The following is a 25,679-nucleotide window of genomic DNA, read 5'->3' on the forward strand; positions in this document are numbered from 1 at the left end:
GTCAAGCCCGAGGGTGACGGCCCATTGGGAACAGCAACGGCGCCCCCCTAATTCACCACCACATTCCCATACCGCTCACCATTCCCCAGCAGATCCGGCTCCACCACCTCTGTCCACGCCAGCCCGACGATCTTGTGCAGCCGCGCGGCGACATGATTGCCGCTGAGCGTCACCGCCCCGGCGCCGTCCACCACGCTGACCCCAATGCCGATATCGCTCTCCGCCACCACATTGCCCGAGATCAGCACATTGCGCAGATACGGCCCGTAGCCGGCCGCAATGCCGACGCCGGGCACATTGTGCACCGCATTGCCGGTGATGGCGGTTTCCGCTTCGGCAAAAATGCCGATGGGCGTTGTGTCCGGGTTCACCGCCGAAACCGGCGTGATGTTGCGCACGATATTGCCCGAACACACCGCGAGCTGCCCGCCGCTATCCAGATTGGTGATGGAAATGCCGGTGGCGGCGCCGTCGATGATGTTGTTGGCAATCACCGAGCCGGAAAAGCCGAATTCGGAAAAAATCGCCACCTCGCCCGAGCGCAGGCAAATATTGCCGCTGACCTGAGTGTTGTTGGTGGCATTGAGCCGCACGGCACTGAAGGCGCAGTCGGCGATGTGGTTGTCGGCGACGATCACCTCGTCGGCCTTGAAGATATTGATGCCATTGCCATTCTGGCCATTGCCGCCGCCAGCCCAGCCGATCTTGGCAATGCGGTTGCCGGTGACGATGGAGCCGTCCGCGCCGTTGGCGCTGCGCCAGATGCGAATGCCGGCATTGCCGCAGCCATCGATGCGATTGCCGTTGATGACCAGCCCCCGGCTGTCCATGGCGTGAATAGCGGCATCGCCCAGTTCGGTGAACTGGCAGTCGCGAATGGTGACGCTGGCGTCGCTGATACTGAGGCCGATCGCGGCATCGCGAAAGCGGCAGCGCTCCAGCGTGATGTCATCACTGGCGCTGATGCTGAGCCCGCCGGAAAAACCGATATCGCGCAACACCAGCGCAGCCCGATCCTGCACGGCTAGCCCTCTGCCATCGGGCAGCAGCGTCAACTCAGTGCGCCCGGGAACCCCCTGAACCACCAGATTGGCCGGGAAATCGAGGCCACGCACCGCGATGCTGCCGGACGGCAATTGCAGCACCTGGCCACTGGCGGCGGCCTGATCGAGCGCAACCTGCAGGGCGGCACCCTGATTCTGTCCGCTATCGCCGATCACGCCGAGCGTTGCCGCATCCAGCACCGCTTGGGCGCGGGCGGCGACGGGCGTGGCGGCCAGAACGGCAAGTGCGGCAAGGATACGGCGGCGATGGACGAGCATGGCTTTCCTCTTTGGCCCATCATGCCGCTCGCAGGCCGCTCTCGCCATCAGCAATGGAAAACAGAGTTACGAGTTGTCCCGGCGCGAGGCGGGCGGCTATAAGACTGCAACTCAAAAGAACGGCGGCACCGATGCTCGTTGACGACAAGATCTTTCTCGGGACCAGCACGCAGCCCGAATATCTCGCGCTCAAATATGGCAATCGCCATGGTCTGGTGACCGGGGCGACCGGCACCGGCAAGACGGTGACGCTGCAGGTTTTGGCCGAGGGATTTTCCGCCGCCGGGGTGCCGGTATTTGCCGCTGACATCAAGGGCGACCTCAGCGGCGTCGGCAAGATGGGCGCGGCGCAAGGCTGGCAGACCCAGCGGGCCGAAGAAATCGGCTTCACCGATTTCAAGGATGACGTGTTCCCGGTGATTTTCTGGGACCTGTTCGGCAAGCAGGGGCATCCGATTCGCGCCACCATTTCGGAAATGGGCGCGCTGCTGCTCAGCCGCATGCTGGAGCTGAATGACACTCAGGAAGGCGTGCTCAACATCGCTTTCAAGGTGGCCGACGACGAAGGTCTGCTGCTGCTCGATCTCAAGGATTTGCGGGCGCTGCTGGTCAATCTGCAAGAGCGGGCCAAGGAAATCTCCACCCGCTACGGCAATGTCACCACCGCCTCCATTGGCGCCATCCAGCGGGCTTTGCTGGTGCTGGAACAGCAGGGCGCGGAGAATTTCTTCGGTGAACGCGCGCTCGAAATCGCCGATCTGATGCGCACTGATCGCGACGGGCGTGGCTTCATCTCGATTCTGGCCGCCGACGAATTGATGCGCGCGCCCCGGCTTTACGCCACCTTCCTGCTCTGGATGCTGAGCGAGCTGTTCGAGGAGCTCCCCGAAGTCGGCGACGTCGACAAGCCCAAGCTGGTGTTCTTTTTTGACGAAGCCCATCTGCTGTTCGATGACGCGCCAAAGGTGCTGATCGACAAGGTGGAGCAGGTGGTCAGGCTGGTGCGCTCCAAGGGCGTCGGCGTCTATTTCGTCACCCAGAACCCGGTCGATATTCCCGAGTCGGTGCTGGCGCAATTGTCCAATCGCGTGCAGCACGCCCTGCGCGCCTATACCCCGCGCGAGCAGAAGGCGGTCAGGGTCGCCGCCGATACCTTCCGCCCCAATCCGGCGTTTTCGACCGCCGAAGTCATCACTCAATTGGGCATTGGCGAGGCGCTGGTCTCGGTGCTTGAGGCCAAGGGCATTCCCTCGATGGTTGGCCGCACATTGATCCGGCCACCCTCGGCACAGGTCGGGCCGATCAGTCCGGCCGAACGCGAATCGATCATCGCCAATTCGCCGGTCGCCGGCCTCTACGACAATCCCATCGACCGCGATTCCGCCTTTGAGGTGTTGGGCCGCCGCACCCGGGACAAGCAGCTGGCCGAAGAACGCGCGCAACAGGATGACGAACGCCTCAAGCGCGAGCGCAGCTATGCTGACGACCGTCCCGCGCCGCGCCCGCGCGCCTCGACCCGCCAGACCCCGACCGAGGCGGCGATGAACTCACTGGCCCGCACTGTCGCCAACCAGTTGGGGAGCGCGCTGGTGCGCGGCATCCTCGGCGGCTTGAAGCGGGGACGATGAGCATGGAAGGCGCCGCCACCGGACACGTCATCGCCGTCTTTGCCTCGGACCGGGGGCCGGGAAATCCCGAGCGCGCCTCGATCATGAGCCAGGCCGGCACCTATTTCGCCAAGCGCGGCGCCCGCATCATCTGCCTCGCGGAAAATGACGTCATCCCGGTGCCGCTGATCACCGCTGCCCGCGCCGCCGGCGGCCATGTGCAGATCATCGCCGATTGCGCCATCGTGCTGCCGCCCGCTTTGGCCGGCGTCACCATGGAAGTGCTCTCCACCAGTGCCGAACGCTCGGCCCGCATCGCCGAACTGGCCGAGGCCTTTGTGGCGCTGCCCGGCTCGCTGGCTTCGGCGACGTCCTTGTTCGGCGCCTGGGGTTCGGCAAAGGCGCAGGGGCGCACCATTCCGGTGATCATGCTCAATCGGCATCGCGCCTATGAAGTGATCCGTGGCTATGCCGCCGACGTGCTGTCGCCCGGTCTGCGCGGCTACGAACGCGCCGTGCAATTCGCCGATACCATCGAAGATTTGTGGGCCCGGCTCAGCCGCCTGATCAGCGAAGCGCGATAGCCAGAAATCTGCAAGAAAACCGCAAGAAAACCACCAGCATGCTGGCAGCAAACCGTCAGCCTGCTGGCTAAATCTTGTAGAGTCTGACGGGCTTGGTGCTGCGGGCGATGACACCCTTGAATTCCAGGTCGAGCTGCACGCCCTTCATCCACCAGCCGGCCTTTTCGCCGCCAGGAAAATGGGTCTGCGACAGGATCGGTGTGATGCGCTCACGCAGCTCGGCCGGGGTGATTCCTGGCGCTTCGCTGGGCAGCACGGCGAGCACTGCTTCCTTCATTGCCATGAACTTGGCGGCATCGACCCGCACCTTATGGTCCGGGGAAACCCCGTTTTCCATCAGATACTTATCGCCGTCGTCCTTGGCCATGGCTTAGCCTTCGAGGCCCGGATGGCGCGGCTTGCGGCGGTCGGGAAACAACGGCACGACGTTGTCGGTATTGCGGCGCGTCGGCACCGGATGCGGCGTCGGCAGCGGCGTGCGGTTGCGCCGGTCCGGCCCGCGATAGCCGCCCAGCAGGCCGACCACGCTGCGATTGCGTAGCCGCGCCTGGATGCGCTGCAGCAAATGGCGCGGCGACATCGGCTTGATGATGACCTCGTCAATCCCGGCGCTGATCGCCTGATGGCGCATCGGCGGGGTGATGGTGCGGGTCAGCGCAATCACCGGAACGTCTTGACTTATAAGGGAATTATTGAGGCGGATGCCTTCGACCATCTCATAGGCCGGGCGACCCTCACGGTCGAAATCGCAGACCAGCATGTCGACCGGCGCCAGGCGCATATAGGCGATCAGGTCGATATCGCTGTCGAACTGCCGCACCTTGAGATGTGAGTCGCCGGCCACCACCATCGCCAAAAGAGACGATAGCGCCGGATTAGCCGCAATGATGGCAACGACCTTGGTCGGCTCGGACACTGGCATCCCCTAATAGTAAACGAACCGTTATCACGGGCCAACGACTCGCAGAAGAGCCGGGTTCCGGAAATGGCTAATTCATGGGGGGAAATAACGTTGCGACCCAAAAAAGCCCGCCAGTGCAGGGCACTAGCGGGCGTCTGTAGTGTTAGAAAAGCCTACTTGGCTTCGTCGAACATCAGCTCGACATGTTCCCAGTTCACCAGATTGTCGAACCAGGCTTCGAGATACTTCGGACGGGCATTGCGGTAGTCGATGTAATAGGAGTGCTCCCACACGTCGACGCCAAGCAGCGGATGGCCGCCATGGACCAGCGGCGATTCGCCATTGGCGGTCTTGGTGACTTCCAGCTTGCCGTTCTTCAGCGACAGCCAGGCCCAGCCCGAACCGAACTGGGTGGTGCCGGCAGCGATGAAATCAGCGCGGAACTTGTCAAAGCCGCCCAGATCCTCATCAATTTTGGCTGCCAGAGCGCCCGGCAGCTTGTTGCCGCCGCCATTGGGCTTCATCCAGTTCCAGAAATGCACGTGATTGTAATGCTGGCCGGCATTGTTGAAGAGCCCGGCATTCTTGCCAAAGGACTCCTTGACGATGTCCTCGAGCGGCAGGATTTCCAGGCCCGAACCTTCCAGCAGCTTTTCGCCATTGGTGACGTAAGCCTGGTGGTGCTTGTCGTGGTGGAACTCAAGCGTTTCCGCCGACATATAGGGGCCCAGCGCATCATAGGCGTAGGGCAGGGGCGGCAGAGTAAACTTGGTGGACATTATGGCCTCCGTTTTGGGATTAGACGCTGAGGAAATTCAGCCCTTGGTATAGGCCGAATGTGACGACACAACAATTACTTGGAGGCGAATGATCCTTCCAAACCGACCGCGTTGAGCGCAAAGGCGTAACACATCGCAGTTTCCTTGAGCCGATCGAAGCGCCCGGAAGCGCCGCCATGACCGGCGTCCATGTTGGTCTTGAGGTATAATGGTGCGGTGCCCGTCTTGGTTGCGCGCAGCTTGGCAACCCACTTGGCCGGCTCCCAATAGGTGACGCGCGGATCGGTCAGCCCGGCCAGCGCAAAAATCGGCGGATAGTCCTGCGCCGCGACCTGCTCATAAGGTGCATAGGCAGCGATACGGGCATAATCCTCGGCCGAAGCCAGCGGATTGCCCCATTCCGGCCATTCGGGCGGGGTCAGCGGCAGGGTTTCATCCAGCATGGTGTTGAGCACGTCGACAAACGGCACCTGCGCCAGCACGCCGGCCCACAGATCCGGCCGCAGATTGGCGATGGCTCCCATCAGCATGCCGCCGGCCGAACCGCCCTGCGCCACGATACGCCCCTTGGACGTAAAGCCTTGTTCGATCAGCATTTCTGCGGCAGCGATGAAGTCGGTGAACGTGTTTGACTTGTGCTCGCGGCGACCCTGCACATACCAGCGATAGCCCTTTTCCATGCCACCACGGATATGGGCGGTGGCATAGACAAAGCCGCGATCGACCAGCGACAGCGCCGAGATGGAGAAGGCCGCCGGCATCGACATGCCATAGGCGCCATAGCCGTAAAGCAGCGCCGGAGCGGAGCCGTCGAGCTTGGTGCCCTTGCGATACAGCACAGTGACCGGCACCAATTCGCCATCGGAAGCGGTGGCGAACAGCCGGCGCGTCTCGTAATCGTCCGGGTTATGGCCCGAGGGCACTTCCTGCTCCTTGAGCAGGCTGCGCGTGCCGGTATTGAGGTCGACATCATAGGTGCGCGACGGGGTGGTGGGCGACGAATAGGTCAGCCGGAACACCGAGGTATCGAATTCGTAGCCGACCGACATGCCCAGCGCATAGGCTTCCTCGTCAAACCGCACCGTCTCTTCGGCATTGCTGCGCAGATCGCGCACGACGATGCGCGGTAGACCCTCAAAGCGCTCCAACCGCAGCAGATGGTTCTCGATCACCACGGTATCGAGGATCAGCACGCCTTGCTGATGGGCCACGAGATCGACCCAGTTTGCGGCACCCGGATTGTCGACCGGCGCGGTGACGATCTTGAAGTCCTCGGCACCATCGGCATTGGTGCGGATATAGAGCACGCCATGGCGCTCATCGATGTCGTATTCGCGATCGGTCAGGCGCGGCGCCACAAGACGGGGTTCGCCGCCCAGCTCGGCATCGATCAACCAGCATTCCGAGGTCTGGTGATCATGCGCGTCGATGACGATGAACTTGTCCGACAGCGTGCGGCCAACGCCGACGAAAAAGCCGGGATCGGCTTCCTCGAAGATGATCTTGTCATTGGCCTGATCGGTGCCGATGACGTGCAGCCGCACCCGGTAGGGGCGGTGGTTGTCGTCATACTCGGTGTAGTAGATCGCCTTGGAATCATTGGTCCAGACATAGGAGCCGGCGGTCTCGGTGATGATTTCGGCACTGTCTTCGCCGGTGTCGAGATCGCGGATGACGATGTCATAATATTCCGAGCCGGCGCGGTCGGCGGCCCAGGCGAGATAACGATGCGAGCGGTCATGCTCGGCGCCGGCAAAGCCGAAATAGCTGTCACCAGCCTCGATATTGCAATCCAGCAGCACGGTTTCGGGGCCACCATCACGCGCGGTGCGGACGATCTGCGGGTACTGCTTGCCTTCAAGCATCCGCGAATTATAGGCGAAGGGGCCATCGGGCGAGGCGATACCGCTATCGTCTTCTTTTATGCGGCCACGAATTTCCTTGTAGATGGTGTCCTGCAGCGCGGCGGTCGGTTCGCCGAATTCAGCGTTGAAATAGGCGTTCTCGGCGTCGAGATAGGCGCGAATTTCCCCGTCCAGCGTTTCGGGCTTCTGCATCACCTCCTGCCAATTATCCGCGCGCAGCCAATGATATGGGTCGTTACGCGCGATATTGTGGAACGTGACGGCGTGGGGCTTGCGGGCGGCGACGGGTGGGGTGGCTTTGGTCATGGGGCGGGTCCAGCTGCGGCAGGTCCATTCACATAGGCGCGCCGGCAAATGAAAGAAAGGGTTGGGCGCCGGGAAGGTGTTTTCCCCACAACTCGGACTTTGTGGGCCGTTTTGACTTGTTGCAGGATGATCAATGAGTAAGGTCTTGCCGCACGCGGGCCCGAAGAGTCGGTCGGCGGGGGTATTTTCGGTTGGGGCCTGGAATGGATGCAAGCATAGCGCTCGTGGCGATTGTGCCATTTGTTGCCGCTGTGCTGGCGCCGCTGGTGCATCGGCTGACCAAGCCTTTTGCCGGTTGGGTGCTGGCGCTGGTTCCTGCCGGAATTTTTCTGTTTCTGCTGAGTTTGATCGATCCGGTGCTGGCCAATGGCTCGGTCGCCGCGCGCATTGGCTGGGTGCCCGCCTATGATCTCAACCTGTCCTTCTTCGTCGACGGGCTGAGCCTCACCTTCGCGCTGACCATTTCCGGCATCGGCACGCTGATCGTGCTCTATTCGGGGGCCTATCTTAAAGGCCACCCGCAGTTGGGCCGCTTCCTGGCTTTCCTGCTCGCCTTTATGGGGGCGATGCTGGGCCTTGTGCTGTCAGACAACATGCTGGCGTTGTTCATGTTTTGGGAGCTGACCTCGGTCACTTCCTTCCTGCTGATCGGCTTTGATCACACCCGACAGGCGGCGCGTCGCGGGGCGATCCAGGCGCTGGTGATCACCAATATTGGCGGCATGGCCCTGCTTGCGGGCGCGGTGCTGGTGCATCAGCTGACCGGCGTGTGGGAGCTGAGCGCGCTGGACGACACCGTGCGCAATGGCGGGTTCTACGGCTTGGTGCTGGGCCTGTTCCTGCTCGCCGCCTTCACTAAATCGGCACAACTGCCATTCCATGTCTGGCTACCCAACGCCATGGAAGCGCCGACGCCGGTTTCGGCGTTCCTGCATTCGGCGACCATGGTGCAGGCCGGGGTTTATCTGCTGGCACGCACCACCCCATGGCTGGGCGGCACGCCGGCCTGGACCACTATTCTGGTGTGCTTCGGCGGCGCGACTTTGCTGTGGGGCGCGCTGGGTGCACTGCGCCAGACCGATCTCAAGCAGATGCTGGCCCAGACCACCGTGGCGTCGTTGGGTCTGTCGGTGCTGCTGCTCGGGCTAGGGACACCGGCCGCGATTGCCGCCGTGGTGCTCTATTTCGTGGCGCATGCGCTGTATAAGGCCGGGCTGTTCATGGTGGTCGGCGCTGTCGACCATGAGGCCGGGACGCGCGACATCACCATATTGGGCGGGCTGGCCGACAAGATGCCGCTGACCTTCATCGGCGCGGCGCTGGGCGCGCTGGCGATGATCGCCCTGCCGTTGACCCTGGGCTATTTCGCCAAGGAAGAAATGTATCTGGGCCTCATGAGCTGGCATTGGCCGGATGTGGCCGTGTTGCTGGTGCTGCTGGCCGGCAATGGCCTGCTGGCGGGCGTCGCCATGTTGATCCTGGTCAAACCCTTCCTCGGCCCCGTGCTGCCGACGCCGAAGCCGGCCCATGAAGCCCCGCTCGCCATGCTGGTCGGGCCGATTCTGCTCGGCGGTATGGGCATTGTCGCGGCGGTGATGACCGATTGGCTGGGGCAGACCCTGCTGGCGCCTACCGCCTCGGCGATTGCCGGACAAGCAGTGGAAAGCCATCTGTCGCTGGCGATCAACCCCACCAGCCCGCTGCTGTGGCTGTCCATCGCCACCTGGGGCCTGGGTGTGCTGGTCTATCGGCAGGCGGCGGCGTTGCGCACCGTGCTGCGGCGCTTCGAGGCTTGGCTGGGCTGGACGGCCGACACGGTATTCGACGCGCTGATGTTCGGGCTGATCCGCTTTTCCGGTGCGGTGACGCGCATGCTGCATCACGGGCGGCTGGAGATTTATCTCGTGGTGGTGTTCAGCGCGCTGGCGCTGGCGCTGATCCTGCCGCTGCTGTTGCTCCGCGGCTACGACGTGCTGTTGCCGATCGCTGAACTGGGCGATTGGTCGGCCAAGCTACGCTGGCCCGAGCTACGGCTCTACGAGTGGGGCGTGGTCGCGCTGGCGCTGATCGGGCTGGGCGCGGTGCTGATGGCGCGCAGCCGGCTGGTGGCCATCATGGCGCTGGGCATTCAGGGCACGGCGGTGGCGCTGATTTTCCTGCTGTTCGGCGCGCCCGATCTGGCCTTCACCCAGTTCATGGTCGAAGTGCTGTCGGTGGTGATCCTGGCGCTGGTGATGACGCGGCTGCGGCTCGATGAGCGCGATCCTCGCCCGTGGGAAGATCTGGCGCGCGACGGCACGCTGGCGCTGGTCTGCGGCGCGGGCGTCAGCCTGCTGCTGATGGTGGTACTGTCGGGCACGCTCGATACGCGCCTGTCCGACCTGTTCGCCGCCACCAGCGTGCCCATCGCCCACGGCTCCAATATCGTCAACGTCATCCTGGTGGACTATCGCGGCTTTGATACGCTGGGCGAGATTTCCGTGGTGATGGCGGCGGGCATCGCCATCACGGCGCTGTTGCGCCGGCGCAAGGTGAAGCCATGAATACCGTCATCTTCCGCACCATGGCGCCGCTGATCGTCGCCATCATGCTGGTGTTTTCCATCTATGTCTGTCTGCGCGGCCACAATGAGCCGGGCGGCGGCTTCATCGGCGGGCTGATCGCCGCGTCCTCCATCGCCGTCCTCGGCATGGCGCTGGGCGCTGCGGAGGCGCGGCGGGCGCTCAAGGTTGATCCGCTGACCATTGCCGGCTTCGGCGTGTTCATTGCGGCTCTGTCGGGGCTGCTGTCGCTGTTCACCGGTTCGCCCTTCATGACCAGCATCTGGCTCTATCTCGAACTGGGCGAGGCCGTCGTGCCGCTGTCGACGCCGATGGTGTTCGATATCGGGGTGTATCTCGTGGTGTTCGGCACCATTGCGGCGATTGCGCTGGGGCTCGAAGGCGACGGCGGGGAGGCCAAGTAATGGATTATGTACTGGCGGCCCTGGTGGGCTGTTTCATCGCGCTGGGCATTTACCTGCTGCTGTCGCGCTCGGTGATCCGCATGCTGCTCGGCCTGACCATCTTCGGCAACGGCGTCAATCTGCTGATCTTCACCGCCGGACGGCTGACGCGCGAAGCCGCGCCGATTGTTCCGGCAGGGCTGGCGCAGCCGGCCGGCCCGATTGCCAATCCGCTGCCGCAGGCGCTGATCCTGACCGCCATCGTCATCGGCTTTGCCATGTTCAGCTTCCTGCTGGTGTTGGCCTTCCGCGCCTATCAGAGCCTCGATGCCGACAACACCGACGCCATGCGCGTCGCTGAGCCGGTGAACGAGCCCAACCCGCCGCTGAGTTATTGAGATGGAAGAACTGGTGCTGCCACCGGCGATGATCGACACGGTAACCGCTGCCGCCGACTGGGTGGTGGTACTGCCGCTGGCGCTGTCGCTGCTGGGCGCCGCCATGGCGCTGATGCTGCGCAAGGCGGGCGGGCTGACCTTCATGCTGGCGGTGCTGATCGTCCTCGCGGTCATGGCCTGCGAAGTGAACCTGCTGGTCCGCGTCGTCGAAAGCGGCCCGCTGAGCATGACCATGGGAAAATGGCTGCCGCCTTTCGGCATCAGCTTTGCCGCCGATATCTTTGGCGCCGGTTTCGCGCTGGCGGCATCGGTGGTGACCCTGGTGGTGCTGGTCTATGCGCAGGGCGAACGCGGCCTGAGCGACGGTGGCGATGGCTTCCACGCGCTGGTGCTGCTGCTGCTGGCCGGTGTCACCGGCTCGTTCCTCACGGGCGATCTGTTCAATCTCTATGTCTGGTTCGAGGTGATGCTGATTGCCTCCTTCGGGCTCATGGTGCTGGGCGGCAAGCCGATCCAGCTCGATGGCGCGGTGAAATATGGCTTCATCAATTTCCTCGCCACCACCTTTTTCCTGCTGGCGCTCGGCCTGCTCTATGGCCTGATCGGCACGCTCAATATGGCCGACATCATGCGCGTGGCGCCCTCGGCCAATCCCGCCGCCATGGCCGGGGTGGCGGCGCTGCTGCTCTTGGCCTTCGGCATGAAGGCGGCGGCCTTCCCGGTCAATGCCTGGCTGCCGGCGGCCTATCACACCCCGCCAGCGGTGATTTCGGCGCTGTTTGCCGGCCTGCTGACCAAGGTGGGCATTTACGCGCTGATGCGGGCGCTGGTGGTGCTGCTGCCGGCCAGTCGGGACCTGCTGGAGCCGGTGCTGGTCACCATCGCCATCGGCACGCTGCTGATCGCGCCGCTGGGCGCCATCGCCGAAACCAATCTGCGGCGCGCTGTCGGCTTCATGCTGATCGGCGGCGTTGGCGCGGTGCTGGCCGGTATCGCCATTCCCTCGCTGGCCGGGGTGAGCGGGGCCGGGCTCTATGTGTTCCACGCCATTCTGACGATGACGGCCTTCTATCTGGTGGCGGGCCTTGTTGAACGTCTGACCGGTGAAACTGATTCCCGGCGCATGGGCGGGATTTATGCGGCCAGCGCGCCGCTCTCCATTCTGTTCTTCATCATGGTGATGGCGACGGCCGGCGTACCGCCCTTTCTCGGCTTCTGGCCCAAACTGCTGCTGGTGCAGGCGGCCTTGGCTGAGGCCGGCTGGGTTGGTGGGCTGATGACCTTGGCGCTGCTGGTCAATGCCGTGCTGACGCTGATCGCCGGCGCCCGGCTCTGGGCGCATATCTTCTGGCGTGCTGTGCCCGATGGCGTAAGCGCACCGCCGGCGCTGCTGCGCTCCGAAGCCTGGCTGCGCTTCGGCGCCACCGGCGCGCTGGTGACCATTGTCGTCGCCGCCGGGCTATGGCCGAACGGGCTGTTTGAGGCGCTGAATGCCGGCGCACCCGACCTGCTGGATCCGGCGCGCTACGTCACTGCTATCGGGCTGGCTGGAGGCACGCCATGAAACCGATCACGCTTATTCTTGTCCTGGCGCTGGCCTGGGGTGGCATTACCGGCAATTTCAGCGGGTTGAACCTGCTGCTCGGCGCTGCCATTGCCGCCGTAGCAATATTTCCGCTGCGCAATATCGTGGCGCCACCGAAAACCCTGCGGCGACTCGGCCGCATCGTTGCGCTGGCGGTGCTGTTTCTCCGCGAGCTGGCGATCAGCGCCGTGCGCGTGGCCATCGTGGTGTTGACCCCCAATCTCAAGGCGGCCCTGCGCCCGGCCATCATCGCCTTCCCGCTGAGCGTGAAATCCGATGCCGAGATTACCCTGCTGGCCAATCTCATTACGCTGACCCCCGGCACGCTGAGCGTCGATGTCAGCGAGGATCGCAGTGTGCTCTACGTCCACGCCCTGACGCTCGACACGCGCGAGGCCCTGATCGCCGATATTGCCGGTGGTTTCGAAGCCAAGGTGCAGGAGGTCTTTGCATGACACCGGCAGATGCATTGTCACTGGCGACGCTGATCGCCTTGCTGTTGTTGGGATTGGCGTTGCTGATCTCGGTGGTGCGGATCATTCTCGGGCCAACCCTGGCCGACCGGGTGCTGGCGCTGGACCTGCTGACGGTGGTGGCTATGGGCTTTGTCGGCACCATCGCCATTCGCACCGGGCTCTATCTCTATCTCGATATTGCCATCGCGCTGGCGCTGCTGGGGTTCCTCTCCACCGTCGCCCTGGCGCGCTATATCCTGTCGCGCGCCACACCATCGTCGGGTGACACGCCATGATTGCTGATATTGCCATCTATGCCGGATGCCTGATCCTGCTGCTGGGGGCGGTCTTCAGCCTGCTGGCGGCTATCGGCGTACTACGACTGCCCGATCTCTATACTCGCATGCATGCCGCCTCCAAGGCCGGGGCAGTCGGGGGCGGGCTGGTAATGCTGGCCGTGGCGCTGATGTGCTTCGACTTTGGCATAGCGTTACGGGCGATAATCGGTTTCGTCTTCCTTTTGCTCACAACGCCAGTCTCGGCGCACCTGCTGGCAAGAGCAAATTATCGCGCCACTGATCAATTACCCGTCAATACGGTCGTTGATGAACTAAAGTCTAAAAGAAGCCGAAATCTCGGCGCATGAATTGCCATATTGGTAACATGTTAATTGCAGCCCGTCGGGTTGCGGACGACACTAAACAGTCATAATAATCTATCGTGGTCGTGACTGCCCTCGTCATGGCCCGAAAAGAATGCGAAAGGTTGAAATATGAGTGACACCGCCGGCTCGACGACCGGTTACGAGCACGATCTTATCGAGCTCAGCACCGAAATCGTCTCAGCCTATGTCAGCCACAACTCTGTGAGCGTTACCGATCTGCCCAAGCTGATCGCTGAGGTTCATGGTGCTTTGCGTGGTCTGCAGTCTAACGAGGTTGCCGTTCCTGTCGAGGAACTGAAACCCGCAGTACCGATCCGCAAGTCTGTTTCCGCCGACTTCATCATTTGCCTCGAAGACGGCAAGAAGTTCAAGTCGCTGAAGCGTCACCTGCGTACGCATTACAATCTGTCGCCGGAAGAATACCGCGAGAAGTGGGGCCTGCCCACGGATTATCCTATGGTCGCGCCCAGCTATTCGGCAACGCGCTCCAAATTGGCCAAGGATAATGGGCTCGGCCGCAAGGCTGCTGCCTGATCCAGGCACTACACGACGAAACGTCGCGTCCATCTGGACCCCGGCGACAACGAGGTTCAAACGGCCGCTCCCAAGAGCGGCCGTTTGAATTTGTAGTTCGCACTTATCCCCGTCTGGCTTTCCCTGTCGCAGTATGTAGGAATAAATTCCTTCATGCGATGAGGCATGCCAATGCACGACGCCCACACCTGCTTCTCCAAGCGCCGCTCCGCTGCTGGGCGCCCCAGCGCGCAACGCGCCTGCGATGATGTCATCGCTCTGGTAGCGCGCCAGAAAAACGTGCCTATTCGGCTGCTTACCCACAAAAGCCGCAGCCGCTTGCCGGCCGCGCGGGCCCGCCAGTTGGCCATGTATCTATCTCATGTCGTGCTCGGGCGCAGCCTGACCGAGATTGGCGAGGCTTTTGGCCGGGATAGGACAACTGTCTCATATGCCTGTGCCTTGATCGAAGATATGCGCGATGATCCGCGCTTTGATGCCGAGGTGGAGGGGCTCGAGCACCAGATCGAAGCCGGCATGGAGGAGATCCGCCATGCCGCGTAAGCTCAGGGACGACGAGGCGGTGCTGTCTCGGCTGGCGACGGGGCGGGAGCAGGGCGATACCGGCTTTCTGGCGGCGCACCATCTGGCAGCGGCTGCGCGCCTCGAACGGCTGATCCAGCGGGCGCAACTCGCGCCGCGTGTCACCATGTCATATGATCCGACGCGACTTGGCGGCCGTAGCGGCGGCGCGAATGGCGTGGAAAGCGCCAGCGACGGCGCTGCCCAGGCGCGGCTCGCGCTTAGCAAGCTGGCCGGCATGTTGCCCGCCGATTGCTGGGGCGTGCTGTTCGATGTTTACGGCCTGGGTAAGGGCCTGCAACTGATCGAGACGGAGCGGCGCTGGCCGCGACGCAGCGCCAAGCTGGTGCTGCGCATCGGGCTTGAGCAATTGGCCGCCCAATTTGGTCTGTCAGCACAGGCGAGGGGCAAGGGTAGTGGGACGACGCAGGGCTGGCTTGAGGCCCGCTTGCCGCTGATCGCAGAGAACAGTCCTTAACTATGCAATGATCCGTAATAATCGGCGCGTGACCAGGCGTGGTAGAAAACGCCATGCGGCAGAAGTTCATCTCCATCCAGTATTTGCGCGGCCTGGCGGCCATTTTCGTGCTGGCGTCGCATGCGTTGCTCTATCCGATCGTCGAACACCATATCGGCTATGGCCGGCTGGGATGGCTCGGCGTCATCCTGTTCTTCGTCATTTCGGGCTTCATCATGGTCGCGGTGACCGGGGAAGGGCGCTTTTCGGCGGGTGATTTCCTGCGTCGCCGCGTCATCCGCATCGTTCCGATGTATTGGGGCGCCACCCTGATCGCCGCCGCATTGGCGCTGCTGGCGCCGCAGCTGTTCAAGACCACGGTCTATGACACCGGCCAACTGCTGCTGTCGCTGCTGTTTATCCCGTTTTACAACCCGGTGAGCGAAGGCCTCCACCCGCTCTACAAACTGGGTTGGACGCTGAACTACGAAGTCTTTTTCTATGTCTGTTTCGCGCTGCTGGCATTTTTTGGCGCTGGCGCGCGGGTGCTGTGGCTGACGATCGCGTTCACCGCACTGGCGGTGACGGGCGCGCTGCTGCAGCCCGAGCCGGCCATTCCCCAATTTTACACCAGCTTCATGCCACTGGCTTTTTGTGCCGGGGCCTGGTTGGGCCTGGCGACTCTCCGCGACCGCATCGGCACGCTGCCGCGTTTGGCGCTCTATGCGGCGCTAATTTTGGGATTGGCCGGGCTGATCGAAGGCTTCGCCGTGGATCGCGGGGTGATGGAGGACGGCCTGGCCTTTGCCGGCTTTGTGCTGTTCGCCTCGGCGCTGGTGCTGCTGGGAATCCACTTTGAGCCGCGGCTGCCACGCGTGGCCATTCTCGAACGGATCGGCGACGCGTCCTATTCGATCTATCTGGTCCACATCTATGAGGTGGCGATTCTGGCGGGGCTGGCCTTCAAGCTGCTGGACCCGGCCGATCTGTGGGCTGACTATTTCGTCGCCGCCGTATCGATTGCCGGGGGCACCATCGCCGGCTTGCTGCTGTATCGTTTCGTCGAGCAGCCGGCCTTGCGCTATTTCAGCGCCTTGCTCGGCGCACGGCGTCCAGCGCCGGTGGCACAGGCGGCCGAATAGGCTACAGCAACTCGGCGGCTTCCCGCCTGATGCGGTTGACCATGGCGACAAGGCCATTGGAGCGCTGCATGCCCAGATGCTCGCTCAGGCCGATATTCTTGAACCAGGCAACAGCATCGGTTTTGGCGATCTCCGCGGCCGGTCGGCCGGAATAGAGCGCGATGAGGACCGCCACCAGGCCCTTGGTGATGATGGCATCCGACTGACCGCGGAAGGTCATGATGGGAGCCCCGTCAGAGCGGTCCGCGCTGGACACCAGCCAGACATTTGACACGCAACCCTTGACCTTATTGTCGGCGGTCTTGTCGGTTTCCTGCATCTGCGGAAGGGCCTGGCCAAGCTCGATGACGTAATTCAGTCGGTCCTCCCAATCGTCAAGAAAGGAAAGATTGTCGGCAATGTCCTGGAAGGCTTGGGGTTCGCTCATAAGCGGATATCTAGTCAAAGCAGGGCGGCTTTACCAGAGCGGCGTGTGCCGCTCTGGTGGTTTATGGCCTAGGCCATGACCGCGTGGTTGGCCCGGCCGATGCGCGTACGCGTCGGCGTCTGGGCAGCCCGACGATTGCGGGCGCGGCGAGCGCGTGAGCGCTTGATATCGCCCTTGCGAGGCAACGGGAAATCGGGGCTGCGATACAGCGCCGCAAGTTCGTCGCGCTCAAAAGAGGCGTCGCCGATCAGGAGCTTGGCGCCGCGAAGGCTCACAGGAGCGGCTTCTTCGAGGGCAAAGCGGATAGCTTGGGCTGCAGTAGCAAAAGAGCGAGCACCCTGCGCAGCTGCAGTGTGCCAGTCGCTGCCGAGGTAAAGCTCGGCGCGAGCGTGAAAGTCTGGGTATGTCATTGTTTCTCTATTGGCCCGGGCAAATGCGCGGGGCCTTATCTGCGCCTCGGCCTGTTGGCCTTGAGGCGGTTGCCAGGCCCGCCGATGGCGGGCCCGGCACGTCGTTTACTGAACGAGCGTCAGGTTCGTGGCCGAAGCCTTGCCGTCACGGCCGGTCTCGAGCTCATAGGTGACCTTGTCACCTTCGTAGAGCCCGTTGAGGCCGGAGCGCTCGACGGCGGACACATGGACGAAAGCGTCCTTGCTGCCGTCTTCAGGCGAAATAAAACCGAAGCCCTTGGTGGAATTGAAGAATTTTACGGTGCCGGTGATCATGGATAGTCTCTCTTAGGTAGTGCCCTGGCATAGCCAGAAAGCATCATTGCTGCCCGACACATGCCGGGCAGGGATAAACGCTCTCAAAAACAGGGGGGTATCTAAGACCGGCAAGCCGGGGGGTCAGGTAGCCATGTAGCTCAAACGTATGACGGACATATAGGTGCTGTTGGTGGCGATAGCAAGGCAGGACGAATCAGTGGCGATTTTGGCCGCCTGCACAAAGGAAAAAGCCGCAAGCACGGGGCAGCGTGCTTGCGGCAGGGCCAGGGTCGCTGGAGTGCGTCGCTTGGGGAAGTGACGCGACCGCTGGGTTTCGTTCGGAGGCCGAGCCTCCTGTTATCCCGCCCAGTCCGGCCGGGGCCGGGGAATGGGGGCCGAATTGTTCGCCGGCTGCACATGCATGGGGAGACCGACGGACGGGGAGGCCTGCAGTGCTGCCGCCACAATGGCCTTGCCGCCGGCGCACTGGAAATTGTCGCATTCGATGCTCTGGATCTGTTCGGCAACGACGCGGCTGCCGGCTTCCATCGCCTGCGCCGACAGCGCGCTGGCGTCGGGCAAGTCGATGCCGGGCTTGATCACCATATAGGCGAGTGTCAGCCAGAAAACGGAGCGAACCACTACGAACATTGCTTTATCCAGAACCTGTGTCGCAGACCTGCCTCGGCCTGCATGACCCAGATTAAGCAGCCCCCGTTAAGCCGGATTGGGGCATTTCGATAAAATTTTACACAAATACCACCGACCGCCATCGCGAGCAGGGCAACGCCTTGTTTACTCTAACCCGTGAAAGGCCCGGTACAGAGCCGCCGCAGGCCGGCCACAGCCGCAGATTTAAGCTCGCCTTCAACTCTTGGACGGCAGGGTAGGGGCAACAAGACCTGAAACCCATTCAGGCGTTCTGGAGCACCAGGCTCCATAACTGCTGGCGTCGTGATAGTGAGTAATGCGTATGCGTAGCCTGTTCTCTTTCAGCGCAAGCAAAGAGATGTCCCTGGCCGTTGCCGGGGGCGGTCACCGGCCGGAAATGCTGCGCCGCAAGACGCTCGCCAATAATTCCCGCATCCTGATTCTGCTCGGCGCGCTGTGCATGCCGCTTGCTGTCTATTGGCTGGTGACCGGTAGCCCGGTGCCGTTTGCCATCGCGGCAATCGGGCTGGCAGCTGGCATGACCACGCTGGCACTGCATCAGCGTCAGCTGTTCGAGCAGGCCGCAGCCGGGCAGGTCTATGCCATGCTGGTCATGGGCTGCATTCTGACGCTGGCCGACAGCCGGCTGGGCGATGCCGGGCTGGCCATCGCCGTGCTGGCGCCGATCATGGCGTCCTTGCTCGGCCGTCAGCAATTGCGGCGCCAGAGCTGGGTTATGTTTGCCGGCGTGCTGGCACTGGCCTGCATCACCGCCGCCTTTGGCGTGCCGGCCATTCCGGTGGACGCATCTGTGCTGCTGGGCACTGCCGGCGCGGCTTTTATTGGCTGCGCGGGTGTGGTGGTCCACAGCGGCAACCGCATCAATGCGGGCTATGAAGTCTATGACAAGGCCCAGATGACGGCCTATCGCCACCTGATCGAGCATGTGCAAGACGGCGTTATCCGCTTTTCCAGCGACGGAGAAATCCTGCTGGCTTCGCGCTCGTCCGAGCAGCTGTTCGGCTGCCGTCGCTATGAATTGTCGGGTGGCGGGCTGGGCGAGCGCCTGCATGTGCTGGACCGCCCTGCCTATTTGACGGCGTTTGCCGATGCCAATCAGGGTGGGCAGTCGCGGATCATCGAGGTGCGGATGCGCCAGGACGATGCCCACGCCGCGACCGCTGTGCCGCATTTCATCTGGGTGGAAATCAGCTTTTCGCCGGTGCTTGATGCGGAGACCGCCGGACAGCGGCATGAGGTGGTGGCGCTGTTCCGCGACATCACTAGTCGCAAGGATAACGAGATCGCCATGAGCGAGGCGCGCCGCGCCGCCGAGGAGGCCTCCAATGCCAAATCGCGCTTCCTGGCCACCATCGGTCACGAATTGCGCACCCCGCTCAACGCCGTGGTCGGCTTTTCCGAAATGATGACCAGCGGCATCGGCGGCGAATTGTCGACGACCCATCGGGAATATGCCGGCCTGATCCATCAGAGCGGCAAGCATTTGATCGAAGTGGTACGGATGCTGCTCGATATGTCCAAGATCGAAGCCGGCAAGTTTGAACTGCAGACTGAGCCCTTCGTGGTCGAGACCATGATCGAGCCCTGCTTCAGCATGGTCGAGGCCATGGCGCAGAAGCAGCAGGTGTCGCTGGTGACCGATATCGCCAGCCAGCTGCCGATGCTGGTCGCCGATGAGCGCGCCTGCCGGCAGATTTTGCTCAACCTGTTGTCCAATGCCGTCAAGTTCAGCCAGCCGGGCGGCCGGGTGACGGTGAGCCTCAAGCGGCAGGGCCAGAACCTCAATCTGTCGGTCAGCGACCACGGCGTCGGCATGGCGCCCGAATCACTGAGCCGGATCGGCGAGCCGTTCTTCCAGGCTCAGGACGGGTTGGCGCGCCGCTATGAGGGCACCGGGCTCGGTCTGTCCATCGTCAAGGGTTTGGTGGACTTGCATCAGGGCACGCTGCGGGCCATGTCTGAAATTGGAGCGGGGACAACCGTGACTGTTTTGCTTCCTATAAACGGTCCGGCAATAAAGACCGGCGAGACTGCGTCCATCACTCCACTCCGTAAAGAGCCGCCCGCCGCTCCGACATATTCATGGCAAGACGAAAAAAGAAAAGCGCAATGACGGCAACCACCTTCTCTCGCCTGCCCCTCGCGGCGGGCAGCGCCGTTGCGGCCACGCTCGGCCGCGCAGGACTTTGGACCATGGCGCAGTATATGCGCGCGCCACTGGCCTCGACGGGCCTGCTGGCCATGGTCACGCTGACCGCGCTGGCGGCCAGCAACGCCCTGTATTTCCAGACCGAACGCCACCCCTCGCCATTCTTCGCCCCGGCGATGGATGTGCCGGTGGCGGTGATCCAGCCCCAGCTGGCGCCCGAGCCGATGCCGGCGCCGATGCGCCAGGCTGCGACGCCGGTCGTTCAGGAAACCACCGGCAGCGTTGCGCCAAGGGCACTTCCCGATGCGCCCGTCGGCAACCCCGATGCCTTCGCGGTACAAAAGAAGCTGTTCGAGCTCGGCATATTCAACGGCACCGTCGATGGCTTTTACGGTCCGATGACCGCCAACGCGATTCGCCTGTTCGAGACCCGCAATGGCATGGCGCCGACGGGTGCGCTCAGCCGCGATGTGATCGACGCCATCATGCGCGCCGATGCGTCGGGCCGGGTGCCTGTGGCCCAGCAAGCGCCGGTAGCGCCAGCGCCCGTGCAGCAGGTCGCCGTGGTACAGCCGGCGCCGCAGCCGGATCGTGTCGTGGCGCGCCTGCCCGATTTGTCGCCCGTCGATCAGGCGGTGGACACCATCGGCAATGCCGCCGCCCAGACCATTGATTCTATCGTTGCTGCCGTTGATGGTGGCCGAGGCACCGCGCCCACGGCTCAGCAGATCCCGGCGCTTCCCTTGATGGCAACGCCCAGCCCGCAGCCCATGCCGGCTCCGGTGCAGGTGGCGTCACTTGAGCCGATGAGTGCGCCGCGACCGGTAACGGCGGTGCAGCCCGAAGCGGTGCCCGCCCAGATGCTGGCGGCGACCAATGTCGCGCCGGCCAATAACACGCAGCTGGTCAGCTCGATCCAGAGCGGACTGGCCAGCCTCGGCTTCTATCACGGCTCGATCGATGGCCATCCGGGCGACGCCACGGCGCGGGCCATCCGCGAGTTCGAGAATTTCCATAGCTACAGGGTGACCGGACAGGTGAAGCCTGATCTGGTGGGTCTGTTGCGGCAGGCCGGCGCGGATATCTAGTGAGTTCGCTCCGCAGCGATTTGTGGTGCGGCGTCTTCGTGCGGCGCCACAATGATCTGGGCAATATGTGCGTGGTGTCGCGCCGTGGCGACCCGATCGCCGGGCAGGTGTTTATCGAGGTCGATCACCTCGATGGCACGCGCTCGCTATTCATGCCGGCCCCGATGGCGAGCCGCCGAGAAGATGCCAGCCTGATGTTCCAGCGCCGTTTCAGCCATGCCGCGGCACATGACGTCAGGGACCGCATTGCCCGCGAGATCGAGTTCGACCCCGATCTGTGGGTGCTGAGCCTTGATCTGCGCGGCGATGATCCGGGGATCGAAGTGGTTTCCCCGTAAGCCGCTAGCTCGCCCGGCGGGCGCCGATGCGGGCGAGGGCTTCGATGGCCTGATCGACGATTGGATTATGCGCCGGAGCCAGCGAGGCGGCCGGTGTGCGGCGGCTGGTGTCGATGAAAGGCCTGTATTCGGCCTTGTTCAGCTCGAGCAAATTCACCTCGCCGCGCCAAGCGCTCATCAGATAAGCCATTGATTCTGGCGTCACATTGCCGAACAGCGTCGCGAAATCGGCCAGCGTGCGCGAGCGTTCACTGTCGTGGCTGGTGGCGTGGATCAGCACCTTGAGCCCGTCATAGGCAGTGCAGCCAAAGGCGCGCAGGATGACGAACAGCGAAGCGCCGGTAACGTCATGGGCGATCTGGCCGCAGCGGACTTCATCTAGCCCGGTAATCTGCGACAGCAGGCGGGTGACTTCCGGGCGGCGGTTCTCGGAGAACAGCTTCATCAGCGCCTGGGTCAGTTCGGCATTGGCCACCGACAGCTGCTCGATGGTCTTGCGGATCGGCGCCACCGGGGTTTCGCGATGGGCAAAAGCCTGGATGACCTTGACCCGGTCGGCATCGGACAGATCGAAGAAGGCCGGCGCGAGCAGGGCGGTATCGAAGTCGCTGCGCTGGGCCAGCGCCTCGGCGACCATGTGATCCATCTGAGCGGAACGGGCTAGCGCGCTGAGGTAAGCGCCGCGTGGCACGATGGCCGTATTGGCCGCCAGGGCCCGGTAAACCTTGCGGGAATTCATCTGGAACAGCTTGGCCAGCACCACATTGGTGAGGTCGGCGCGGGCCGCGATGGTGGCTGCAGCCGGCACATCGTAGCGGGCGATGATGTCGAGCATGGTCGGCTCGGACAATTCCGTGGCCCCGGCCAGGAAGGTGTTGAGGTTCTCACCGATATTGTCGACCACCAGCTGTTCCAGCGGTGCCGACAGCATTTCGGCGCGGCCAAGAATGGCAGCGCCCTTGGCGCGAGCCTGGGCGCCGGCAATCGGGAATAGCCGGCCGGCCAGAGCTTCGAACTGTTCCATTTCGGGAGGGGTCGGTTTGCCGCGCCGCGCATAGGCGTCGCAGGCCGCGATCAGCAGAGTATTCGTCCGGTCGACGCCGCCCGTCTCGATAAGCAGTTGAAACGTCTCGTAAGGCTGAAAACCAAGCATGTCTCGGGGACCGTCTAAGCTGAATCGCATCGCATTTGATGTGCTTCCACTCTTGCCGCTAATTCGTTAGCAGACTGTTAACCTTGACGATCTCTTAATGCGGACATCGGCGGGAGGGCGAGGGGCGTCGCACCGGCCGATGGAAAACACGAACCGTGGCCTCCAATGGGAATGGGGGAGCGAGCAAATTGGAGGCTGGCTTGGGAAAGCTCGTCAAATTCGATCAGTGGCCGAAAGCCACCAAAATTGGGCCGCAACAGCCCGGTGACGCCCAGATATTGATGTTTACTGGGGTGCGCTATGAGCGCCAGACGCCGCCGCCACCTAGCAAGCGGCTTAATTCGACGCGGAACAAGCAGACGCGTGGATAAGATTATTCGTTGGGCTGGCGTCGTGGCGCTGGTGACAGTGCTGGCTGCCTGCTCGAGCGCGCGACCGGTCGGCGATTTCGGCCGCGCCGCGCCCAGCTATATTCATGACGTGTCGATGCCCGCGACCGGCGAGCGCAATGCGCGCAATCGCAAGGAGCCGGTGTCACAATTCAACCAGACCGATCAGGAAACCGAGATGCATGACCGCGTCTGGCGCTTCCTCGTCGCGGCGCATGCCAAGGACTGGCAATTTGACAGCGCGGTTGAACTGCAGCGCACCCGGATTTCGCCGCCCCGGGACGGGGCCTTTACCGCCGACCGCTATTACGCCTGGCTGCAGCGCACCGAATATCAGTCGTCGCGCACGCGCTATTCGACGGTGGGTCGCCATATCAGCGCCGATATCGAGACACTGCCGACCACTTTTGCCGCTATCTGCGCCGTGGTCGAGATCGACCGGCAGCGCGCCATTGCCTATGAAGGGTTGCGCAATGGTCTGCCGCCGACCACCGGTGACAATCTTGCCGCACGAAAATATGAGAATGATGCCTTCATCGCCTGGTTTGTGCGCGCTCTGAATTATCGCTATCAAAGCTATGACTACGCGCTCGACAGCCTGCTGGTCGAAACCCCGCATGAGCAATCGCTGGCGGTGGATGATGCGCTGCGGCGGCTATCGGGCTTTGTCAGCCGCGCCAATAGCCGGGATTTCTGCGCCAATGCTGGCGCCAACCGACCCGGCACTGGTCTGGTTATCCCATCGCGCTTTCAAAAAATCGGCGACACGGAAATCGTGCTGCCCAAATAATGGACTTGGCTACGACGTGAATACGCCCATCAAACATTGGTCGATTGTTGAATATCTGCATGAGACCGTGCGCAATCCCAACATTCATATACGCGGCCAGAACAGCTATTACAGCAATGCCTGGACCGGCTCGTTCGAAGACAGCGTGGTGCGCTATCACTATGGCGACGCCTTCAGCCTTGGCCGCTGGGAGCCGCGCTGGGAGATCGACCAGCTGCATATCGGCGACTATGTCTGCATCGGTGCCGAAGCGGTGATCCTGATGGGGGGCAACCATACCCATCGCATGGACTGGTTCAGCCTCTATCCTTTCGCTGAAACCATCGTCGAATCCTATGTTGGCAAGGGTGATACGGTGATTGGTGACGGCGCCTGGATCGGCATGCGCGCCATGATCATGCCCGGCGTCAACATCGGCGAGGGCGCCGTGATCGCCTCGGGCGCCATCGTCACCAAGGATGTCGCGCCCTATATGATCGTCGCCGGGAACCCCGCCGTGCCGCTGCGCCAGCGCTTCGCCGCCGCCAGTGTCGAGACGCTGCTGGGGCTGGGCATCTACCGATGGGAACGCGCCAAGTTCGAAGCGCTGCGGCCCTTGCTGAGCGCAGATGATCTGGATGCGCTGGTGGCCGCCGCAGCCGCCTACGACGCGGGCCTCTGACTTAGCCCCGCGTACCGCAAGTCACTTTTGCCAATTCCTGCTCGAAACGCTGGCGCATCGCCTGGTGCGGCGGGGCGAGCCGAACCAGGATCAGCAGCTTGTTGCTGGCGGCCTCAACCACCAGCAGGCCCTCGGCAATGTCGAGTTCCTGCTGGGCCAGCAGGCGGGTCTGGGCGGCGTTGAAAATGCCCAGTTCCAGCGTCTGGCCGATGCCGTCGCGATTGGTGGTCGAATAGGTGACGATGCCGGACTGGTTGAACAGCGCCACCGACCAGAAAGCGTCCGGTAGCACACCGCTGACATAGGCCGGGCCATTGGCGAGATCGACACGGCACAGGCCATAGACCAGCGCCGGATCGAGCCCGAGCGGATTGGGGTCGCCGGCCGCAACCGGCGGCAGGATAACCACGCGGTTATCGGCCTCGATCTCCGCCACACGGGTCCATACCGATTGCTCGGCCAGAGCGGGCAGCGTGAGGATGACGACGATGTGGATAATTCCACCCAGCACCACGCCACCCAGCAGCCACATCAACAAGCGGATCATTCGCAATCCCCCCGGATGATCACGGGCATCGAAGCATCGCTGGAAAAGCCGGAGAAGGCGGCGGTGTCGTAGAGGGTCAGCACCAGCTTGAACGGGCCGTCGCCGGTCAGCTCCAGCCAGTTCTGCGGCTGCAGGCGGGTGCCGAGATTGATAAGGATGGAACCATCATTGGCCCGGGCGATGCTGCTGCTGCGGGTGGCGGGGGCGGCATCGGGCGCGGCGATATTGACGCCCGCCTCATCCAGCGCCACCAGCGTCCAGAAATTGGCGAGCGGCGTCTTGCCATCGACGCGATAGCTGCAGTCGCGCGTCAGTGGCTGGCCGCTGCTATCGCTGCTGGCGGTAAATTGCAGGCCCTCGGCCTGGCCAAGTTCGAGCGCCGCAGTACGAGCCAAATGGCCGCGCGTATAGGGATTGGGCGCGGCGGCGCCGACATCGGGCCAGGCAGCCCACGGCCCGACCTGCGCCACGCCGAACAGCCGGCCATCGGTGAGCGCATAGTAGCTGAGGCCGAACCCGACGCTCAGCGCCACGGCGATCATCAGCAGCAGATGGAATACGAAGCGCACGGTTCAGCGGCTCGGAGATGCAATAGTCGGCATGGGCGAAACCTGCGCGCAAAGTGGCTGCCCCGCTTGTAGCAAGGGGGGGAGA

29 protein-coding genes and 1 pseudogene are annotated in these 25,679 nt (G+C 63.0%); 18 read left to right on the forward strand and 12 right to left on the reverse strand.

Annotated features, from left to right (window positions below; all coding sequences use genetic code 11):
* Positions 1–47: 47 nt before the first annotated feature.
* Positions 48–1,322, reverse strand: a complete 1,275-nt coding sequence (locus ACX3OZ_RS07175; protein ID WP_459096346.1) for a TIGR03808 family TAT-translocated repetitive protein — start codon at positions 1,320–1,322, stop codon at positions 48–50.
* 131 nt (positions 1,323–1,453) lie between these two features.
* Between ACX3OZ_RS07175 and ACX3OZ_RS07180 the strand changes: the two genes are divergently transcribed.
* Positions 1,454–2,950, forward strand: coding sequence for a helicase HerA-like domain-containing protein (locus ACX3OZ_RS07180; protein ID WP_459096347.1), 1,497 nt, complete (start codon positions 1,454–1,456; stop codon positions 2,948–2,950).
* Positions 2,947–3,513: an LOG family protein gene (locus ACX3OZ_RS07185; RefSeq protein ID WP_459096348.1), complete on the forward strand. Its 567-nt coding sequence runs from the start codon at positions 2,947–2,949 to the stop codon at positions 3,511–3,513. The genes ACX3OZ_RS07180 and ACX3OZ_RS07185 overlap by 4 nt, the downstream gene beginning before the upstream one ends.
* Positions 3,514–3,580: 67 nt before the next feature.
* On the opposite strand, the gene ACX3OZ_RS07190 is transcribed toward ACX3OZ_RS07185, so the two are convergent.
* The 4 genes from ACX3OZ_RS07190 to ACX3OZ_RS07205 all read right to left on the reverse strand — a co-directional run bounded on the left by ACX3OZ_RS07190 (position 3,581) and on the right by ACX3OZ_RS07205 (position 7,364).
* Positions 3,581–3,880, reverse strand: a complete 300-nt coding sequence (locus tag ACX3OZ_RS07190) for a DUF6958 family protein (RefSeq protein ID WP_459096349.1) — start codon at positions 3,878–3,880, stop codon at positions 3,581–3,583.
* Positions 3,881–3,883: 3 nt separating this feature from the next.
* Positions 3,884–4,429, reverse strand: coding sequence for a response regulator (locus ACX3OZ_RS07195; protein WP_459096350.1), 546 nt, complete (start codon positions 4,427–4,429; stop codon positions 3,884–3,886).
* 158 nt (positions 4,430–4,587) lie between these two features.
* Positions 4,588–5,193, reverse strand: a complete 606-nt coding sequence (locus ACX3OZ_RS07200; RefSeq protein WP_459096351.1) for a superoxide dismutase — start codon at positions 5,191–5,193, stop codon at positions 4,588–4,590.
* 74 nt (positions 5,194–5,267) lie between these two features.
* Positions 5,268–7,364: a S9 family peptidase gene (locus ACX3OZ_RS07205; RefSeq protein ID WP_459096352.1), complete on the reverse strand. Its 2,097-nt coding sequence runs from the start codon at positions 7,362–7,364 to the stop codon at positions 5,268–5,270.
* 203 nt (positions 7,365–7,567) lie between these two features.
* On the opposite strand from ACX3OZ_RS07205, the gene mbhE reads away from it, so the two are divergent.
* The 11 genes and pseudogenes from mbhE to ACX3OZ_RS07260 all read left to right on the forward strand — a co-directional run bounded on the left by mbhE (position 7,568) and on the right by ACX3OZ_RS07260 (position 16,104).
* Entirely contained in the window at positions 7,568–9,907 is a 2,340-nt protein-coding gene (mbhE, locus tag ACX3OZ_RS07210; protein WP_459104174.1) for a hydrogen gas-evolving membrane-bound hydrogenase subunit E, read from the forward strand.
* Positions 9,904–10,329, forward strand: coding sequence for an MnhB domain-containing protein (locus tag ACX3OZ_RS07215; protein ID WP_459096354.1), 426 nt, complete (start codon positions 9,904–9,906; stop codon positions 10,327–10,329). The genes mbhE and ACX3OZ_RS07215 overlap by 4 nt, the downstream gene beginning before the upstream one ends.
* Entirely contained in the window at positions 10,329–10,706 is a 378-nt protein-coding gene (locus tag ACX3OZ_RS07220) for a Na+/H+ antiporter subunit C (protein ID WP_459096355.1), read from the forward strand. Before ACX3OZ_RS07215 ends, ACX3OZ_RS07220 begins: the two co-directional genes overlap by 1 nt.
* Before the next feature lies 1 nt (position 10,707).
* Positions 10,708–12,270, forward strand: a complete 1,563-nt coding sequence (locus ACX3OZ_RS07225; protein ID WP_459096356.1) for a proton-conducting transporter transmembrane domain-containing protein — start codon at positions 10,708–10,710, stop codon at positions 12,268–12,270.
* Positions 12,267–12,746, forward strand: coding sequence for a Na+/H+ antiporter subunit E (locus tag ACX3OZ_RS07230; protein ID WP_459096357.1), 480 nt, complete (start codon positions 12,267–12,269; stop codon positions 12,744–12,746). The genes ACX3OZ_RS07225 and ACX3OZ_RS07230 overlap by 4 nt, the downstream gene beginning before the upstream one ends.
* A pseudogene (locus tag ACX3OZ_RS07235) lies at positions 12,743–13,039 on the forward strand (cation:proton antiporter); the annotation flags it as partial. The gene ACX3OZ_RS07230 and the pseudogene ACX3OZ_RS07235, both read left to right, overlap by 4 nt.
* Positions 13,039–13,392, forward strand: coding sequence for a monovalent cation/H(+) antiporter subunit G (gene mnhG / locus ACX3OZ_RS07240; RefSeq protein ID WP_459096358.1), 354 nt, complete (start codon positions 13,039–13,041; stop codon positions 13,390–13,392). The pseudogene ACX3OZ_RS07235 and the gene mnhG, both read left to right, overlap by 1 nt.
* A gap of 126 nt (positions 13,393–13,518) precedes the next feature.
* Positions 13,519–13,944, forward strand: a complete 426-nt coding sequence (locus tag ACX3OZ_RS07245) for a Ros/MucR family transcriptional regulator (RefSeq protein WP_459096359.1) — start codon at positions 13,519–13,521, stop codon at positions 13,942–13,944.
* A gap of 171 nt (positions 13,945–14,115) precedes the next feature.
* Positions 14,116–14,487 (forward strand): helix-turn-helix domain-containing protein, encoded by a 372-nt coding sequence (locus tag ACX3OZ_RS07250; RefSeq protein WP_459096360.1) that lies wholly within the window; start codon positions 14,116–14,118, stop codon positions 14,485–14,487.
* The gene (locus ACX3OZ_RS07255; protein ID WP_459096361.1) at positions 14,477–14,983 is read left to right on the forward strand and encodes a DUF6456 domain-containing protein; all 507 of its coding nucleotides are present in this window, start codon (positions 14,477–14,479) and stop codon (positions 14,981–14,983) included. Before ACX3OZ_RS07250 ends, ACX3OZ_RS07255 begins: the two co-directional genes overlap by 11 nt.
* A gap of 53 nt (positions 14,984–15,036) precedes the next feature.
* On the forward strand, positions 15,037–16,104 hold the full coding sequence (locus ACX3OZ_RS07260) for an acyltransferase family protein (RefSeq protein WP_459104175.1): 1,068 nt from the start codon (positions 15,037–15,039) through the stop codon (positions 16,102–16,104).
* 1 nt (position 16,105) lies between these two features.
* On the opposite strand, the gene ACX3OZ_RS07265 is transcribed toward ACX3OZ_RS07260, so the two are convergent.
* The 4 genes from ACX3OZ_RS07265 to ACX3OZ_RS07280 all read right to left on the reverse strand — a co-directional run bounded on the left by ACX3OZ_RS07265 (position 16,106) and on the right by ACX3OZ_RS07280 (position 17,889).
* Complete coding sequence (locus tag ACX3OZ_RS07265) at positions 16,106–16,531, reverse strand: SufE family protein (RefSeq protein WP_459096364.1); 426 nt, start codon at positions 16,529–16,531, stop codon at positions 16,106–16,108.
* 68 nt (positions 16,532–16,599) lie between these two features.
* On the reverse strand, positions 16,600–16,941 hold the full coding sequence (locus ACX3OZ_RS07270) for a hypothetical protein (protein ID WP_459096365.1): 342 nt from the start codon (positions 16,939–16,941) through the stop codon (positions 16,600–16,602).
* Positions 16,942–17,046: 105 nt separating this feature from the next.
* Positions 17,047–17,256, reverse strand: coding sequence for a cold-shock protein (locus ACX3OZ_RS07275; protein ID WP_459096366.1), 210 nt, complete (start codon positions 17,254–17,256; stop codon positions 17,047–17,049).
* 339 nt (positions 17,257–17,595) lie between these two features.
* Positions 17,596–17,889, reverse strand: a complete 294-nt coding sequence (locus ACX3OZ_RS07280) for a hypothetical protein (protein ID WP_459096367.1) — start codon at positions 17,887–17,889, stop codon at positions 17,596–17,598.
* 358 nt (positions 17,890–18,247) lie between these two features.
* Between ACX3OZ_RS07280 and ACX3OZ_RS07285 the strand changes: the two genes are divergently transcribed.
* Genes ACX3OZ_RS07285 through ACX3OZ_RS07295 form a run of 3 tightly spaced genes read left to right on the forward strand, consistent with a single transcriptional unit; the run spans position 18,248 to position 21,485 of the window.
* On the forward strand, positions 18,248–20,023 hold the full coding sequence (locus tag ACX3OZ_RS07285) for a PAS domain-containing sensor histidine kinase (protein WP_459104176.1): 1,776 nt from the start codon (positions 18,248–18,250) through the stop codon (positions 20,021–20,023).
* A complete protein-coding gene (locus ACX3OZ_RS07290; protein WP_459104177.1) occupies positions 20,020–21,147 on the forward strand; it encodes a peptidoglycan-binding domain-containing protein in 1,128 nt (375 codons plus the stop codon). Before ACX3OZ_RS07285 ends, ACX3OZ_RS07290 begins: the two co-directional genes overlap by 4 nt.
* Complete coding sequence (locus ACX3OZ_RS07295) at positions 21,147–21,485, forward strand: DUF1491 family protein (RefSeq protein WP_459096370.1); 339 nt, start codon at positions 21,147–21,149, stop codon at positions 21,483–21,485. The genes ACX3OZ_RS07290 and ACX3OZ_RS07295 overlap by 1 nt, the downstream gene beginning before the upstream one ends.
* A gap of 4 nt (positions 21,486–21,489) precedes the next feature.
* On the opposite strand, the gene ACX3OZ_RS07300 is transcribed toward ACX3OZ_RS07295, so the two are convergent.
* Positions 21,490–22,638 carry a DUF2336 domain-containing protein gene (locus ACX3OZ_RS07300; protein WP_459104178.1) on the reverse strand — a complete coding sequence of 383 codons (1,149 nt, stop codon included), beginning with the start codon at positions 22,636–22,638 and terminating at the stop codon, positions 21,490–21,492.
* Positions 22,639–23,001: 363 nt separating this feature from the next.
* On the opposite strand from ACX3OZ_RS07300, the gene ACX3OZ_RS07305 reads away from it, so the two are divergent.
* Together ACX3OZ_RS07305 and ACX3OZ_RS07310 are read left to right on the forward strand one after the other, a co-directional pair.
* Positions 23,002–23,817 carry a hypothetical protein gene (locus tag ACX3OZ_RS07305; RefSeq protein ID WP_459104179.1) on the forward strand — a complete coding sequence of 272 codons (816 nt, stop codon included), beginning with the start codon at positions 23,002–23,004 and terminating at the stop codon, positions 23,815–23,817.
* A gap of 16 nt (positions 23,818–23,833) precedes the next feature.
* Positions 23,834–24,478: a CatB-related O-acetyltransferase gene (locus tag ACX3OZ_RS07310; protein ID WP_459096373.1), complete on the forward strand. Its 645-nt coding sequence runs from the start codon at positions 23,834–23,836 to the stop codon at positions 24,476–24,478.
* Between the two features lies 1 nt (position 24,479).
* On the opposite strand, the gene ACX3OZ_RS07315 is transcribed toward ACX3OZ_RS07310, so the two are convergent.
* Positions 24,480–25,025 (reverse strand): DUF1254 domain-containing protein, encoded by a 546-nt coding sequence (locus tag ACX3OZ_RS07315; RefSeq protein WP_459096374.1) that lies wholly within the window; start codon positions 25,023–25,025, stop codon positions 24,480–24,482.
* Positions 25,022–25,594, reverse strand: coding sequence for a DUF1214 domain-containing protein (locus ACX3OZ_RS07320; RefSeq protein ID WP_459104180.1), 573 nt, complete (start codon positions 25,592–25,594; stop codon positions 25,022–25,024). The genes ACX3OZ_RS07315 and ACX3OZ_RS07320 overlap by 4 nt, the downstream gene beginning before the upstream one ends.
* Positions 25,595–25,679 lie beyond the last annotated feature (85 nt).

It is taken from the genome of Devosia sp. A369, assembly GCF_054489345.1.

Bases quoted from the DNA above. Each gene is read 5' to 3' on its own strand.
- ACX3OZ_RS07175 (WP_459096346.1), bottom strand. From the start codon at position 1,322: ATGCTCGTCCATCGCCGCCGTATCCTTGCCGCACTTGCCGTTCTGGCC.
- ACX3OZ_RS07180 (WP_459096347.1), top strand. From the start codon at position 1,454: ATGCTCGTTGACGACAAGATCTTTCTCGGGACCAGCACGCAGCCCGAA.
- ACX3OZ_RS07185 (WP_459096348.1), top strand. From the start codon at position 2,947: ATGAGCATGGAAGGCGCCGCCACCGGACACGTCATCGCCGTCTTTGCC.
- ACX3OZ_RS07190 (WP_459096349.1), bottom strand. From the start codon at position 3,880: ATGGCCAAGGACGACGGCGATAAGTATCTGATGGAAAACGGGGTTTCC.
- ACX3OZ_RS07200 (WP_459096351.1), bottom strand. From the start codon at position 5,193: ATGTCCACCAAGTTTACTCTGCCGCCCCTGCCCTACGCCTATGATGCG.
- ACX3OZ_RS07205 (WP_459096352.1), bottom strand. From the start codon at position 7,364: ATGACCAAAGCCACCCCACCCGTCGCCGCCCGCAAGCCCCACGCCGTC.
- mbhE (WP_459104174.1), top strand. From the start codon at position 7,568: ATGGATGCAAGCATAGCGCTCGTGGCGATTGTGCCATTTGTTGCCGCT.
- ACX3OZ_RS07215 (WP_459096354.1), top strand. From the start codon at position 9,904: ATGAATACCGTCATCTTCCGCACCATGGCGCCGCTGATCGTCGCCATC.
- ACX3OZ_RS07220 (WP_459096355.1), top strand. From the start codon at position 10,329: ATGGATTATGTACTGGCGGCCCTGGTGGGCTGTTTCATCGCGCTGGGC.
- ACX3OZ_RS07225 (WP_459096356.1), top strand. From the start codon at position 10,708: ATGGAAGAACTGGTGCTGCCACCGGCGATGATCGACACGGTAACCGCT.
- ACX3OZ_RS07230 (WP_459096357.1), top strand. From the start codon at position 12,267: ATGAAACCGATCACGCTTATTCTTGTCCTGGCGCTGGCCTGGGGTGGC.
- mnhG (WP_459096358.1), top strand. From the start codon at position 13,039: ATGATTGCTGATATTGCCATCTATGCCGGATGCCTGATCCTGCTGCTG.
- ACX3OZ_RS07245 (WP_459096359.1), top strand. From the start codon at position 13,519: ATGAGTGACACCGCCGGCTCGACGACCGGTTACGAGCACGATCTTATC.
- ACX3OZ_RS07250 (WP_459096360.1), top strand. From the start codon at position 14,116: ATGCACGACGCCCACACCTGCTTCTCCAAGCGCCGCTCCGCTGCTGGG.
- ACX3OZ_RS07255 (WP_459096361.1), top strand. From the start codon at position 14,477: ATGCCGCGTAAGCTCAGGGACGACGAGGCGGTGCTGTCTCGGCTGGCG.
- ACX3OZ_RS07260 (WP_459104175.1), top strand. From the start codon at position 15,037: ATGCGGCAGAAGTTCATCTCCATCCAGTATTTGCGCGGCCTGGCGGCC.
- ACX3OZ_RS07265 (WP_459096364.1), bottom strand. From the start codon at position 16,531: ATGAGCGAACCCCAAGCCTTCCAGGACATTGCCGACAATCTTTCCTTT.
- ACX3OZ_RS07270 (WP_459096365.1), bottom strand. From the start codon at position 16,941: ATGACATACCCAGACTTTCACGCTCGCGCCGAGCTTTACCTCGGCAGC.
- ACX3OZ_RS07275 (WP_459096366.1), bottom strand. From the start codon at position 17,256: ATGATCACCGGCACCGTAAAATTCTTCAATTCCACCAAGGGCTTCGGT.
- ACX3OZ_RS07280 (WP_459096367.1), bottom strand. From the start codon at position 17,889: ATGTTCGTAGTGGTTCGCTCCGTTTTCTGGCTGACACTCGCCTATATG.
- ACX3OZ_RS07285 (WP_459104176.1), top strand. From the start codon at position 18,248: ATGTCCCTGGCCGTTGCCGGGGGCGGTCACCGGCCGGAAATGCTGCGC.
- ACX3OZ_RS07290 (WP_459104177.1), top strand. From the start codon at position 20,020: ATGACGGCAACCACCTTCTCTCGCCTGCCCCTCGCGGCGGGCAGCGCC.
- ACX3OZ_RS07300 (WP_459104178.1), bottom strand. From the start codon at position 22,638: ATGCTTGGTTTTCAGCCTTACGAGACGTTTCAACTGCTTATCGAGACG.
- ACX3OZ_RS07315 (WP_459096374.1), bottom strand. From the start codon at position 25,025: ATGATCCGCTTGTTGATGTGGCTGCTGGGTGGCGTGGTGCTGGGTGGA.